The organism is Anaerovibrio sp. RM50 (genome assembly GCF_000622005.1).
Lineage (GTDB): Bacteria > Bacillota > Negativicutes > Selenomonadales > Selenomonadaceae > Anaerovibrio.
In genome coordinates, this window is the sequence record NZ_JHWV01000006.1 from 291,133 (window position 1) to 305,495 (window position 14,363).

At 48.1% G+C, this 14,363-nt stretch carries 10 protein-coding genes; all 10 read right to left on the bottom strand.

From position 1 onward, the window contains the following. Positions 1–10: 10 nt before the first annotated feature. The 10 genes from T525_RS0105035 to T525_RS0105080 all read right to left on the bottom strand — a co-directional run bounded on the left by T525_RS0105035 (position 11) and on the right by T525_RS0105080 (position 14,345). Complete coding sequence (locus tag T525_RS0105035; RefSeq protein WP_027406311.1) at positions 11–1,747, bottom strand: radical SAM protein; 1,737 nt, start codon at positions 1,745–1,747, stop codon at positions 11–13. 84 nt (positions 1,748–1,831) lie between these two features. Further along, positions 1,832–2,299 carry a transcriptional regulator NrdR gene (gene nrdR, locus T525_RS0105040; RefSeq protein ID WP_027406312.1) on the bottom strand — a complete coding sequence of 156 codons (468 nt, stop codon included), beginning with the start codon at positions 2,297–2,299 and terminating at the stop codon, positions 1,832–1,834. After that, on the bottom strand, positions 2,299–4,230 hold the full coding sequence (locus tag T525_RS0105045) for a YgiQ family radical SAM protein (RefSeq protein WP_027406313.1): 1,932 nt from the start codon (positions 4,228–4,230) through the stop codon (positions 2,299–2,301). Before T525_RS0105045 ends, nrdR begins: the two co-directional genes overlap by 1 nt. A gap of 25 nt (positions 4,231–4,255) precedes the next feature. After that, the gene (locus tag T525_RS14275) at positions 4,256–5,149 is read right to left on the bottom strand and encodes a helix-turn-helix domain-containing protein (RefSeq protein ID WP_037325098.1); all 894 of its coding nucleotides are present in this window, start codon (positions 5,147–5,149) and stop codon (positions 4,256–4,258) included. Positions 5,150–5,296: 147 nt separating this feature from the next. Then, positions 5,297–6,625, bottom strand: a complete 1,329-nt coding sequence (locus T525_RS0105055; protein WP_027406314.1) for a cytidylate kinase family protein — start codon at positions 6,623–6,625, stop codon at positions 5,297–5,299. A gap of 66 nt (positions 6,626–6,691) precedes the next feature. Continuing rightward, a complete protein-coding gene (locus tag T525_RS0105060; RefSeq protein ID WP_027406315.1) occupies positions 6,692–8,761 on the bottom strand; it encodes a polyribonucleotide nucleotidyltransferase in 2,070 nt (689 codons plus the stop codon). Between the two features lie 150 nt (positions 8,762–8,911). Beyond that, positions 8,912–9,178 carry a 30S ribosomal protein S15 gene (gene rpsO, locus T525_RS0105065; protein ID WP_027406316.1) on the bottom strand — a complete coding sequence of 89 codons (267 nt, stop codon included), beginning with the start codon at positions 9,176–9,178 and terminating at the stop codon, positions 8,912–8,914. Between the two features lie 147 nt (positions 9,179–9,325). Further along, a complete protein-coding gene (locus tag T525_RS14280; RefSeq protein ID WP_037325205.1) occupies positions 9,326–9,946 on the bottom strand; it encodes a peptidoglycan recognition family protein in 621 nt (206 codons plus the stop codon). 22 nt (positions 9,947–9,968) lie between these two features. Then, a complete protein-coding gene (locus T525_RS0105075) occupies positions 9,969–10,892 on the bottom strand; it encodes a bifunctional riboflavin kinase/FAD synthetase (RefSeq protein ID WP_027406317.1) in 924 nt (307 codons plus the stop codon). A gap of 78 nt (positions 10,893–10,970) precedes the next feature. Beyond that, entirely contained in the window at positions 10,971–14,345 is a 3,375-nt protein-coding gene (locus T525_RS0105080; protein WP_027406318.1) for an ATP-binding protein, read from the bottom strand. Positions 14,346–14,363: the final 18 nt, after the last annotated feature.

Here is a 14,363-nt window from a genome sequence, read left to right on the forward strand (position 1 = left end):
ACTTTAACATCTATTTACAAACGCCACAACGCTTACAGCCATCAAAGCACTGAATTGTGTGCATTGGCATCTCCTGTTGTGACTCCATTAATTCCTTTTTTAGATAATCCTTGGTAAAGCCCATATCCAGCATATCCCATGGCAGTACATTATCAAGGGAGACTGGACGGCTCACCAGGTCCTCCATGGACAGCTTGTGGCTTTTCAGCACGGACTTCATGGCCTTGCTGCCGCCATTTTCATAGGCTTCCAAGAGATATTGCCCCGTCTTGCGGCTGCCCCTGGCCAATACGGCCTGAACGTAGGCATCCCGTGGTGATTCGGCAATCACTTCAATGTTATGACGCTTTCTCAGGGCATTTGTAATGTACTTTAAAGCCCCCTGAATATATTTTATTGGGGCCATGGGAGACCACTGAAATGGGGTAAAGGGCTTGGGTATAAAGGGATTTATACTCAGTGTAAGACGGCCTGTGTCCCCCTTTTCCTCCATAAAATCCTTCAGCTTCAGGGCCATATCTATGATGCCCTGTATATCCGAGGGCTCTTCCCCCGGAAGGCCAATCATAATATATAGGCGAAAATTTCTTATCCCAGCTTTTATACCCATTTCCATGGCATTCAGGAGATGCTCCTCCTCAATGCCCTTGTTTATAACAGCCCTCATGCGGGTACTCCCCGCCTCAGGGGCCATGGTGAGGGTTTTCAGCCCGCTGGCGGCCAAGGAATCCACCAGCTCCTGGGTAACGGAATCAGCCCTGAAGGAAGCCACGGACATACTGAGACCATCCCCAAGTATTTCCCGGCAAAGCTGGTCTATTTCCGGATAATCGGAAATTGCGGCCCCCATAAGGCCCACCCGGCGGCCCTTCTCTTTGGCGGCCACCAGCATTTTCTCAATGGCCTCAAGGGAACGGTTGCGGGGTCTTCTGAAGCAATAGCCCGCCATACAGAATCTGCAATGACGGCCACAGCCTCTGGCTATTTCCACCAGATGAAGGTTAAACTCCGTATTCTCCGTATAAATTGCCGTCTCCCCGGGATATTCGTCAAGATTTTCCTGCCATTGACGGCATATCCGGGCTGGAGCCCTCTCAAGTGGCTTTATATGGGTGGAAAAAATGTCCTCATTATCATAGGACACATCATAGCAGGAGGGCACGTATACCCCGGGAATTTGGGCCAGAATTGAAAGTATCTCTTTTCTGGATTTCCCCTCTGCCCTGGCCCTGTTGTATTCCTCCATGAAGGAAGGCATAATGGCCTCTCCCTCGCCGATAATAAAGGCATCCACAAAGGGGCTCATGGGCTCAGGATTGAAGGTAGCACAGGGACCTCCGGCTATTACCAGTGGATCCATTTCGCTGCGCTCCGCAGCAAAAGCCTTTATTTTCCCCAGCTCCAGCATCCTTAAAATGTTGAAATAGTCCATTTCAAAGGACATAATGAAGGCCACAATATCAAAGGAAGATATAGCACTCTGGGTTTCCATGGTCATAAGCTGGACCTTGTGCTTTACGTACTCCTCCTGCTGGCGTTTTTCCGGCAGAAAGCAACGCTCACAGGCTGTATCATTCCGATGGTTCAGCAGTCTGTATACGATATGAAGGCCCAGGTTTGACATGCCCACAAAATAAGAATTTGGATACAACAAAGCCACCCTGGTTCTGCCACCAGCGTGATAAATGTAGTATCCAGATTCCTCTGCCAGCATATTTTTAAGCTGTTCCTTCAATTTCCAGGACAAGTATTTTCCTCCATCTAAATGGGTAAGCCAATCATTTTAATCAAAAAACCAGTTAATTTTGCCAAGCAACCAGTTTTTTGCCAATCAGTCATTTTTTTCATCATCTGCCAAAAGCACATCAAGCTCATGGCGGAAGCTGTTAATATCCGAGAACTTTCTATATACGGAAGCAAATCTGATATAAGCCACCTGATCAAAATTCTTTAAGTGCTTAAGGGTCATTTCACCAATAGCCTTGGAGGGTACCTCCTGCTCATATTCCCGATGAATGTCCTGCTCGATATCATGGGCCAGAATCATTACGCTCTCCAAGGATTTATCCCGCTTGTCGCAGGAGCGGATAAGACCGTTCAACAGCTTGTTGCGGTCAAAGACCTGGCGGCTGCCGTCGTGCTTTACCACCATAAGGGGCAGCTGCTCCACTGTTTCGAAGGTAGTAAATCTTTTGCCGCAGTGAGGGCATCCCCGACGTCTTCTTATGGCACGGCCATCATCCACCGCCCTGGAATCTATTACCCTGCTATCCTCTTTGTTACAAAATGGGCAAAGCATTACTGCACCTTCCTTCTGCTCTTACGATTATTACCCGTTCTATTGTTAGTTTTGTTACTTACTTTATTATTCTTTCTGTCTTTACTTTCTTTGTGGCTCCCGCCTTTACGCGGTGCTTCATTGCGGGACATGTTGCTTCCGCCCTTTTCAGGACGAATAAGGCAGTCCGGGCCATAACCAATAAGGTCAAACCGTTTTGCCTTTTCCAATGCCTTCTTTACAAGCTCATAATTGCGTGGAAGCCAATACTGCATCAGGGCCCTTTGCATGGCCTTGTCCTCAGGGGTCTTGGCACTATACACCTTTTCCCCGGTCATCGGATTTATGCCGCTGTACCACATACAGGTGGAAAGAGTCCCGGGAGTTGGAATAAAGTCCTGAACCTGCTCAGGGTGATATCCCATTTCCTTGATGAACACAGCCAGCTCAATGGCATCCTCCAGAGTACAGCCAGGGTGGCTGGACATAAAATAAGGCACCAAAAACTGCTTCTTCCCCAGCTTTTTGTTCATGCGGCTGAACCGCTCCACAAACCGCACATACACGCTGCGATTTGATTTGCCCATAATGCGGGTAACCCTGTCAGATATATGCTCAGGGGCAATTTTCAGCTGACCGCTTATATGATTCTCACAAAGCTCCTGCAAAAATTCATCCTTGGCCAGCATCAAATAGTCAAAGCGTATACCCGAGCGGATAAATACCTTCTTGATACCCGGAATAGCCCGAACTTTCCGAAGGAGCTCCAAATACCCGCTGTGATCCACAATGAGATTGCGGCACACATCAGGGGAAAGACATTGTTTGCCGTGGCAAGTGCCCCGCTCCAGCTGCATATCACAGGAGGTTCGGTGGAAATTTGCGGTAGGGCCGCCCAAATCGTGAATATAGCCCTTAAAATCCGGCAGCTTGCTGAGAATTTTAGCCTCACGGATAATGGACTCATCACTGCGTCGCTGGATAATCCTCCCCTGGTGGGAAATAATGGCACAGAAGTTGCAGCCCCCAAAGCAGCCCCTATGGGCCGTGATGCTGAATTTCACCTCAGCGTAGGCCGGCACTCCCCCAGCCTTGTCGTATATAGGGTGCCATCTGCGCTCGTATGGCAAATCGTAAATCTCGTCCATTTCCTCCACGGAAAGGGGCATGGCTGGCGGGTTTTGTACGATGCACCAATCGCCGTTTTGCTGGGCCAGCTTTTTGCCTCTGAAGGCATCCTGCTCCAAATACTCGGTTTTAAAGGCCTCAGCAAACTTTTCCCTGCTGGCATTCACCTCGTCATAGGAGGGAATGGCCGTATAATCCCATATATAGTCAAAATTAGGCACCCTGAAGCAGGTACCCTGAACGTCCTGAATATTCTGTATTTCCACGCCCTGATGAAGCTGGGCAGCTATATCTATAAGCTGTTTTTCCCCCATGCCATAAATCAGAATATCTGCTCCGCTTTCCGCCAAAATTGATTGGCGAATTTTATTTCCCCAATAATCGTAATGGGCAAATCTTCTGAGACTGGCCTCTATGCCGCCAATAATAATGGGTACTTCACTTCCCCAGCACTTTCTCAGCATCTGGGTATACACCACCACGGCCCGTTCCGGACGGTGACCAGCCTTGCCACCCGGGGAATAGGCATCCTGATGGCGAAGCTTCTTCGCCGCCGTAAATCTGTTTAGCTGTGAATCAAGGTTCCCACTTGAAACAAGAAAGCCCAGCCTAGGTTTCCCCAGGCGGGCAAAATCTTTGGTATTATGCCAGTCAGGCTGGGGAATGATCCCCACCTTGTAGCCATGCTTTTCCAAAAGACGGCACAATATGGCGGGGCCAAAGCTGGGATCATCCACATAGGCATCACCGGACACAAATATGAAATCCAGCTGCTGCCAACCCCGAAGCTCCATATCCTCTTTTGAGATTGGTAAAAAGCTCATGAAATCACACCATCATCAACATGGACTACTTGCCTTTTTTTTCGGACTTATTATCAGACTTGGCTTTTTCAGCTTTCTTGTCAGAGGTATCAGCAGGCTTGGAGCCGTCACTTTCCTTGGTCATAAGGCGTTCCACAACCTGTCCCTTATTTCCCAGAACCCCCAGATTCTTTCCATTCCAGGTAAGTTCAATAGCACCGGCGTTTCCAGCAACAAGCTCAACTTTTTCGTTTCCCTTCCAAGACATATCCTTACCACTGTCCACAGTGCCCTCAAATACTTCCTTGCCGTCAGCCTTTACTGAAATCCAGCATGGACCCGTAAACTTGGCAGCCACCTCAACAGCGTCGAAATTTTTTTCAGCAACAGGAGTTCCCTCCTTTTTGTCATTCACGACCTTCTCAGTCTTCACAGTCGGCTTTGCCTTTCCCTTATCCTGAGCCGGATCATCACTGAAGGCATAATAAACGCCCCCCAGGAACACCACCATAACAGCCAGAAGAATCATGAACATTCTGGAACCGCTCTTTTCCTCGGTACGCTCACGATAGTCATCGCCGGAGGAAAAGAGACTTCCCCCCTCACTGCCAGATGAAGAATAAGAAGAGGATTTTACAGTAATGGTGCGCTGTGGCACATCATCATAGTAATTTTCCTTTGCCCGCTGGTCAACAGGCTGAACAGGAACATCTATATTTCTCTCGGAATTAAATTCCTGCAGCAATGGTGCACTGTCCAGATTAAGAGCCTTGGCATAATTGCGGATAAAGCCCTTGGTATACACATCACTTGGCAGATGATCATAATCGCCCTTCTCAATTGCTTCTATATATAAAGACCGTATACTGGTCTCGTTCTCTATATCTTTAATCGTTAGTCCTTGCTTTTCTCGTTCTCTCCTCAGGGTATCTCCCAGCATGTTCTAACCTCCTACATACAAACTCTATCTTATTATACATGGTTAAGTTTTTATACTCAATAGGAACAATTTCATTTTTTGCAAAAAAATAAAAAAATAGACCCGTACTTAAAATACGGATCCATAAATTAATTATCTTAAGCTTCCTTAAAACTGGATAAGCCTGAATTCCTTTATCAGCTGCAGCAAAATGGCGGCTGTTCTGTCAACACCATATTTGCTGGACTTAATTGTAATATCATAGCTGGCGCCAATGCCATATTGGGCATCTGAGAATTTGCGGCAATGCTCCATTCTCAGTCTGGCGTGCTTTTTAATCAGCTCCGCTGCAGTCTGCTGGTCAATCTTTTCCTTGCGCATAACCCGTTTGATGCGGTCCAGCTCGTCGGCGGTAATAAATATGTGCAGGGAATTTTTATGGTTCTGCAGCACATAATTGGCCAAACGTCCCACTATAACGCAGGAATCCTTGGCCGCAATTTCCTGAATCACCTGTGCCTCTATCTTGTAAACCTGCTCCTGGGTAAGCTCCTCATCCTTGTCATAGGCGGAGGTATACCACTCGTACAGGCTGTAAAGGGCATTGGAGGTAACCTTGTCACCATGCTCCTCAAGATATTTGTAGGCAAATTCGCTGTCCTCTGCCGCCATCTGGATAATATCGCTGTCATAATATGGCAAATTCAGCTCGTGGGCAATACGTCTGGCAATGGAATGTCCCCCGCTGCCATATTCATGGGATACAGTCAAAACAAAATGCTGCTCTGTAATATCATCATCAATAACCGAGGAAATATCGTCCACCTGATTTTCCGGCAACAGAATATAGGTAAACCAACGCATATACTTCATAAGCATCTTTAGTATAACGCCAGTGAATACTGCCACAATAATAGTGCCTTCCCGGACACCCCCAAGGCTTCCCAGAAATGCCAGCCCCAAAACAGCAGAGGCCAGTGTCAGGGCTATATCAGCAGTCCATCTCACGGTGGAGAACTTCTTATGATAAATTGCCCCCAAAAGTCTCAGCAGCGAATCCACAGGCAACAGAGCCACGCTGGATATGACGCAACAGTACAAACTGGTGGCCATCAGCACACTGCTTATGAAACAGGTAACAGCCCTGCCGGAATGTGACATGGGATTAAAGCCCACCAATGAATTCAGGGCCATATCAGTAAACAGACCCAGGCCCAATGCTGTAATAATCTGCATCAGCACTGCCTGATTCTTTATGCGGCCCCGACGGATAATAATCTGCCCCAGAAGACCGGCAAAATTAAACAGGCCAATCCAGGCGCCTACAGTAAATGAATCTGCAATGAGCCATATTGTATAAGGCAGGGTAACCATAGGGGCTACCCCCATTTCCGCCTTAATCAGAACTGCTATACCACAGGCCATAAGAATAATGCCCAGGGCATAAAGCAGATATCTTCGCAGCAGCTCAGAAACTGTCTTTTTTCTTTCTCTCATATCTTAAACCCCAAAGAATAAGATAATGCCCGCCTCACCAAAAGCAAAGCGGGCATAAATAGTTTTTTACAGAAGAACCTTATGGGATACGTTTACACGGCCCTTCTGGTCAATCTCAGTTACCTTAACTTCCAGCTCGTCGCCTACGTTGACAACATCTTCAACCTTCTCAACACGCTTCTTGTCCAGCTGGGAAATGTGGCAAAGACCCTCACGGCCTGGCAGCAGCTCAACGAAGGCACCAAAGTTCATAATGCGGGTAACCTTACCCTTATAAACCTCGCCAACCTCTACTTCCTTGACAATTTCGTTGATGCAGGCAATAGCTGCCTCAGAAGCCTCAACGCTGGTAGCGGAGATGCGAACAGTACCGTCATCATCAATATCAATCTGAACGCCGCACTCATCGATAATCTTCTTGATTACCTTTCCGCCAGGTCCAATAACCTCACGAATCTTGTCTGGCTTAATCTGCATGGTGGTTACGCGTGGAGCGTACTTGCTCAGCTCCTTGTTAGGCTCAGCAATGCACTCCAGCATCTTGCCGAGGATAAAGGCACGGCCGCGCTTGGCCTGGGCAAGAGCTGCAGAAAGGATTTCACGGGAGATACCCTTAATCTTAATATCCATCTGAATAGCAGTTACGCCCTCAGTGGTACCGGCAACCTTGAAGTCCATATCGCCCAGGGCATCTTCCATACCCTGAATATCAGTGAGAATGGTGTAATCATCCCCGTCCTTAACAAGACCCATAGCAACACCGGATACTGGGCGCTTAATAGGAACACCTGCGTGCATCAGAGAAAGGGTGCTGCCGCAAACGGAACCCATGGAGCTGGAGCCGTTGGACTCAAGAATCTCGGATACCATACGAATGGTATATGGGAATTCCTCAATGGAAGGAATAACTGGAACCAAAGCTCTCTCGGCAAGGGCACCATGACCGATTTCACGGCGTCCAGGACCGCGTACAGGGCGGGCCTCACCTACGGAGTAGCCAGGGAAATTGTACTGATGAATGTAGTGCTTGGAAGTCTCAACGCCGAGGCCGTCAAGAACCTGCTCATCACCAAGGGAGCCCAGGGTGGTAACAGTGAGAACCTGGGTCTGACCACGGGTAAAGAGTCCGGAGCCATGTGGACGAGGCAGAATGCCAACCTCACAGCTTACTGGACGAACCTCCTCAACCTCACGGCCGTCAGGACGAATCTTCTCCTTGGTAATCATACGGCGTACGATTTCCTTCACAATCTTGTGAAGCATATATGGAATTTCCTTGATGGCATCTGGATAGAGCTCAATGAAATGCTCCATGGCCTCAGCCTTAACATTGGAAATGTCCTCATCACGGGCAAGCTTATCAGGATTGCGTACAGCCTTATCCAGCTTGTCAGTAGCATACTCGCGGATAGCCTTCTCCAGCTCCTCCGGAACAGCGAAGAGCTTAACCTCGCGCTTTTCCTTGCCACAGGACTTCTGAATCTCGTCCTGGAAAGCAACAATCTTCTTGATTTCCTCGTGACCAAAGAGAATAGCCTCCAAAATAACTTCCTCCGGAAGCTCGTTGGCACCAGCCTCAACCATCATTACCGCATCACGGGAACCGGCAATAGTCAGATTGAGATCGGAAACCTCACGCTGCTCAACAGTAGGATTGATGATGAACTGGCCATCAACACGGCCTACGCGAACACCGGCTATTGGGCCGAGGAAAGGAATATCGGAAACAGTCAGAGCGCAGGATGCACCAATCATAGCGGCAATCTCCGGAGCGTTGTCATGCTCTACGGACATAACAGTAGCTACAATCTGAACATCATTACGATAACCCTCTGGGAACAGAGGACGGATAGGGCGGTCAATGAGACGGCTGCACAAAATGGCAGACTCCCCAGGACGACCCTCTCTCTTTATAAAACCGCCTGGAATCTTACCAACGGCGTACATCTTCTCTTCATAATCTACAGTCAGAGGGAAGAAATCAACACCCTCTCTTGGCTCATCAGAAGCCGTAGCTGTAACCAAAACAACAGTCTCACCATAGCGAACCAAAACAGCACCATTTGCCTGCTTAGCCATCTTGCCGGTCTCAACAGTAAATGTGCGGCCGCCTAACTGCATCTCAAAACTCTGCATTAAGTTTTTCCTCCTAAAATCTTCTTTATACCTTTCAACCTTGATAGTATACCATATTGTTTAAGAAAATAGCTACTTAATTTTTTGTGATTTACATAAGCAAAAAGGGACCCCAAAATGGAGTCCCTTAAGTCCGAAACTAATATTAAATTACTTACGGAGACCAAGCTTGGATACGATTGCACGATAACGGGCAATGTCCTTCTTGTTCAGGTATGCCAGCAGGCGACGACGATGACCAACCATCTTCAGAAGGCCGCGACGGGAATGATGATCCTTCTTGTGCTCCTTGAGATGCTCGGTGAGGTAAGAAATACGAGCGGTGAGAACAGCAATCTGAACCTCTGGGGATCCGGTGTCGCCCTCATGAACTGCATACTTCTGCATGATTTCCTGCTTTGCTTCGTTAGTTAACATTGAAAATTCCTCCTATTGTTTTAAAAGTTCCACAAGCTGAGGCAAGGTCGGAGTCGTCCATGTCTTAGCAAGGGATAATATTATGTCCTTTGGCGGACACTTTTAGAATTATACTATAGGCCAACTGCTTTGTAAAGGATAATTTATTTATTCATCCTCCGGCAAATCCAGCCCCATATTCTTCATTACACGCTTACGCACCTGTGGCAGCATGGCGTAAAGCATATCCCCCGGGCAGGAGGTGGAATTAACATCCCTGTGGCCGATTACACCCATCTCATCGGGAATAAGGTTATAAACACCGCAAAGGGTTGTCAAAAGATTGGTAAGGGATTTTATCTGGGCATCAGTTGGTGAGCCCACATTGAAATTTCCCGCCACACAGATACCAACGGAGTCACTGTTGTTGCCGCTGGCATGGGCCCCCATCATATTCCAGCCACGGCCCCTTTCAATGGTGCCGTTTTTTCTGATAACGTAATGATAGCCTATGCCCGCCCAGCCAAAGCTGTCCCGATGGAGACGATGAATTTCTGCCGCCGACATATCCCGGTCCTGGGAGGTGCCTGTATGATGCACGATTATTCTGTTGGTTTGTCTTCTTCTGGAAGGCTCCTCAGCAAACCAAAAATCATTTTCCTTTATGCGAAAACGGGTCTTTCCCCACTTGGTGGCAGCCTCAGCCTTTGACGCCAATCCAGGAAGGGACAGGAGACTAAGTCCCAGCACCAGACCCACTGACTTTTTTATAAAACTACGTCTGTCCATTATTTGTAAAAGCACTACCTTTTTAAAGAATCTGTCTTGCCTTTTCTTCATCGGCACGAAGCTGTTTTACCAAGGCCTCAATGCCACTGAATTTTTTCTCATCCCGCAGCTTTTTCACAAACTGCACTGTGAGAGGCTTGTTGTATAAATCCCCCTTGAAATCCAGCACATGTACCTCCAGACGGCGGTTGCACCCCTCAAAGGTTGGGTTGTTGCCCACATTGGCAATTCCCTTGTGCTTCTCCCCGTTCATCAGAACGTACACACCGTATGCTCCATTTGGAAGCATGGCCCGCTTGTCGGGAATGGCAAGATTGGCTGTGGGAAAACCAATGGTGCGCCCCCGCTGGTCACCGTGAATAACACGGCCCCCGAAGCTGAATGGTCTGCCCAGATATTCATTGGTGAGTTCCAGTTCCCCATCTTCAATAAGGCCACGAATTCGGGTGGAGCTGACCATACGGCCATTAAGCTGTACTGCCTCCCCAATCTCCGCCTTAAATCCATAGGAACCGGCCACACGACCCAGCATACGGGCATTCCCCTTCCCCTTGTAGCCAAAGGTAAAGTTCGGACCCGTAACCACGAATTTGGCATTGCAGCAATCCTTCAGACGCTCCAAAAACTCCTCGGGAGTCTGCTTGGAAAGCTTCTCGGAAAAGGCCACGTTAAGCAGCAAATCCACGCCCATTTCCTCAAGAAATGCGGCCTTGGAGATATTATCGCCTATCTGCACCGGCACCCTTTCAGGAGCCACCACGGACAAGGGGTGATTACTGAAGGTAAACACCACACTGAGAAGCCCGTGCTTCTTTGCAAGCCCCATGGCCTGGCGAATAATACTCTGGTGTCCGATATGAACCCCGTCAAAGGTCCCAAGGGCAATAGCTGTCCTCTGCCCCTTCAGAAAGGCCTTTATATCACTGAATTTATTGAAAATCTGCATTAAAAAAATCACCTAAATCAAATTACTCAACAGACCTATTATACATTTTGGAGCCTGCAAAGGCAAATTTATGCAAATTTAGCTTTTGGCGTATTCCGCCCGCTCTGCCTGGAGCTGCCTTATGGACAGATTTCTTAAAAATGATTTATGCTTCTGATCGTCCTGGTACACAAATCCCACATGGGACACATAAGGCTCGATGGTGCCAATCTTCAAAAGAGGCGTTACCACCAGAAGCTGCAAATCCATTTTCTGGAAAAGCTCCAGACCAAATCTGGCGGATTCGTCAGAGCTCTTCAGGAAGGCCTCGTCGATTACCACGAAGCGGAAGCTGTTTATCTTTTTGTGCTTGCTTTCAAGGCCAAAGTTGTACACAAGGCTGGCGGCCAATATGGTGTAGGCCAGCTTTTCCTTCTGACCGCCGGACTTGCCGCCGGAATCGGTATAGTGCTCGTATTCCTCACCAGTATCACGCCAGCGTTCGGAGGCGGCAAAGCTGAACCAGTTCCGCACGTCCGTAACCCTGGCAGTCCACCGCTTATCTGCCTCGGCGCACTCTGGGCGGCCCCTGAAGCGTTCAATAATCTTTTCCACCTGGCGGAATTTTTCCTCGGAGTAGGCTTCATTATCCTCCCCCTCAGTATAGCCGCTGACACAGGAGCGAAGCTGATTGCGGAAATCCTTTATATCATTGTCCGCCACGTTGTCACATTCAATCTGAATATATCTGCCCTCGCTGTAATCAATCTCAGCCAGTGAGCGGTTTATCATCTCAATACGTTCCTTAATAACATCGCACACATTATTAAGCTTCTCCCTAAAAAGGGCAATTCGGTTAATTGTATTTTCCCTAAGAAGCTCACGGAATTTATCCTCAAACCGTGGCAAAGCATCAGTCTGAAGCTTGGTAAGAAGCTGACGATAGTCATTAAGCCCCTCTGTGGCCGCTGCCAGCTCATCCCCAAATTCAGGGAAAGCTGCCTTGAACCGCTGCATCATAACCACCAGCTGCTGGCCCTTTTCCTCCTTGGAGCGCACTGACATTTCCCGCTCAGCCCGGAGATTTTCTGCCAGCATTTCCTTCAGCTCACCTTGATTATTAAGGGAAAGATGCTTTTCCCCAAACACCTGGGCCGCCCTTTCGGAAATACGTGGGAATACCCGCTGCTGCTCCTCCTCACTGATGGTTTCCAGACGGGTCTCATCTGCCTCAATGGCCTGCTTGTTGCTCTTAATGCCGTAATTTATGTTATTCAGGGAAACAACTATCCGCTGCAGCTGAAGATCAATATTCTTCCGTTCAGTTTTAAGGTCCGAAAGCTGCTTTTCCAGCTTCATGTAAACGGCATTTTCCTCCTGAAGCTCAGATAAAAGCTGCTTTTTCTCAGCCACATCCCCTTCAAGGGTTGCCCTGTCCAAAAGGGTGAAATCTCTAAACAACTGAAGATTATTGATATAAAGCTGCTTTTTACGGCATTCACCATTCTGACGCTTCAGACGGCCTTCAGTGCGCTTTGCTTCCTTCACAGCCTCCTGCAAATCCTCCAGCTCAGATTCCAGGGCCTGAATTTTCTTCAGATTGGAAAAGCCCAGCACAAAACGGCGACGATCATTTAAGTCGTAGCGGTCATCCTTTTCGTGACGCCGCCCCTGGGTCTTTATCTGCCCCTTTATTGTAATGGCAAATTTTTCCTGCTGAAATTCCTTGAAGGTTTCACAGCAAGTATGGCTGTACCGCTGATAAAGCTCCCGCATAAGCCAGTTTTTAAATGGGGAATCCTGACGGATATCCAGCTTGGCACAGGCCGCATCCTCGGACAAATCATCAAAATTAACAGGATCCACATATTCCTCGCAGCAGTAATAAACAACCCGCTGCTTAACCTTATGCTTCTCCATCCACTGAACTATTTCCCCATAATGGAATTTTGGCACCAAAAGGGACATGCCAAAGCCGTGGAGAAGACGCTCAATGGCCCCCTCCCACTGCTCCTCTCCCTCAGCCACCTGCATAAGCTCCCCCGCAAAGGGCAGCTCGCTTTCTGCCAAATCAAGATCCTGGCAGATCTGCTGACGAAGGTCGATATATTCCGCAGAAATACTGGATTTACGGGAACGGAGGGAAGTCAGCTCATTTTCCACCATGTCAATGGAATTATTGAGTGCCTTAATCTCGCTGTCATTGTCGCTTTGGGCCTCGGCAATATCCAGCTCCCGCTGTTTTTCGTCTTTATCCAGCTCTGTAAGCTTTTCAAGATTATCATTGAAAACCGCCAAAGTATCCGGAACCTCCAGAGACAGTCCCTTTGCGTTTTCCTCATACTGCTGGCACTGCTTAAGACAGGCCTCCAAGGCCTTGTTGGTGTTATCCAGTTTTTCCTCAATAACGGAAACCTTGTCTCCGCCGTTTTGGTAAAGCTGACGCTGAACATCCTCAATGGATTCCTCATTTGCCTGCTTCTGTTCCATAATGGATTCATGGTCCTTTTTAATCTGCACCAGATTGCCTTCCAGACCTTCCAAAGCCTTTTCCCTAAGCATCTTGTCCTCCTTGGCAAACCAAGCTGACAGCGCCCCTTCCATCTGTTCAATAACCACCTGGCGGCTATGAACATCAAAATAGCTCTCCCCAAGGGCAGTAAGGGGCAGCAGCATTTCCTCCTGCTTTCTGGCCCTTACCACCGCACTATGGGCAGTATCAAGATCGTGGAAATGCTCCAAAAGGTGCTGAACATCGTCCTCGGTACCAGGCTGCTCCAGCATGTTCTGGCGTACAAAGCTGGTGAGGGAATCCACCTTCTTCATGGAAATGGTCTGCTGGAAAAGATCCATGGCCTGCAATGAGCTGATACCGAAGCGGCGGCGGAAATCCTCAGCATACTTTGGATAATCGTCATAAATATGAATGTAAACATCATTGCTGAGGCGCTTTCTCAGACTTCTTATATCACTGCCAAAATTGCTGAAATGATTTTCAATGGTAAGAGTTTTTTCTCCCAACGCAAAAAACCTTTCAGGATTTCCCGTTTCATCCTTGTACCAGAAAACCTGGGCCAATGTAACTCTGGCTCCCAAATTTTCGTCACCAAAAACAGCCAGTACAACGCTGTACTGGTTTCTGTCACGAAGGGCCTCCGGCTGGCCAATGCCGTCCTGGGACCGCTTCTGGGCATAATAGCCCCTTATATATGAATTAAGACTACGCTCTCTGGCGCTGGCGTCCGCCGCCTTGTTGTAGGTAACCTTCTTGGGTGGCACCAGCAGGGTAATCAGGGCATCCACAAGAGTAGACTTGCCGGAGCCCACGTCACCTGTCAAAAGTGATGTCTCCCCATCAAGATCCATAGCCCAAATCTTCCCGTCAAATGTACCCCAGTTATATACTTCCAGCCGAACCAGCCGAAACCCCATCTTCACATCCTTAGGGTCATGCTCAAAATCAAATAAATCCATAATAATCCCTTTTTATAT

Excerpts from the sequence above, each read along its gene's own strand:
- rpsO (WP_027406316.1), bottom strand. The coding sequence starts at position 9,178 with ATGTTAACTAACGAAGCAAAGCAGGAAATCATGCAGAAGTATGCAGTT.
- T525_RS0105075 (WP_027406317.1), bottom strand. The coding sequence starts at position 10,892 with ATGCAGATTTTCAATAAATTCAGTGATATAAAGGCCTTTCTGAAGGGG.
- T525_RS0105045 (WP_027406313.1), bottom strand. The coding sequence starts at position 4,230 with ATGAGCTTTTTACCAATCTCAAAAGAGGATATGGAGCTTCGGGGTTGG.
- T525_RS14275 (WP_037325098.1), bottom strand. The coding sequence starts at position 5,149 with ATGCTGGGAGATACCCTGAGGAGAGAACGAGAAAAGCAAGGACTAACG.
- nrdR (WP_027406312.1), bottom strand. The coding sequence starts at position 2,299 with ATGCTTTGCCCATTTTGTAACAAAGAGGATAGCAGGGTAATAGATTCC.
- T525_RS0105055 (WP_027406314.1), bottom strand. The coding sequence starts at position 6,625 with ATGAGAGAAAGAAAAAAGACAGTTTCTGAGCTGCTGCGAAGATATCTG.
- T525_RS0105080 (WP_027406318.1), bottom strand. The coding sequence starts at position 14,345 with ATGGATTTATTTGATTTTGAGCATGACCCTAAGGATGTGAAGATGGGG.
- T525_RS0105060 (WP_027406315.1), bottom strand. The coding sequence starts at position 8,761 with ATGCAGAGTTTTGAGATGCAGTTAGGCGGCCGCACATTTACTGTTGAG.
- T525_RS14280 (WP_037325205.1), bottom strand. The coding sequence starts at position 9,946 with ATGGACAGACGTAGTTTTATAAAAAAGTCAGTGGGTCTGGTGCTGGGA.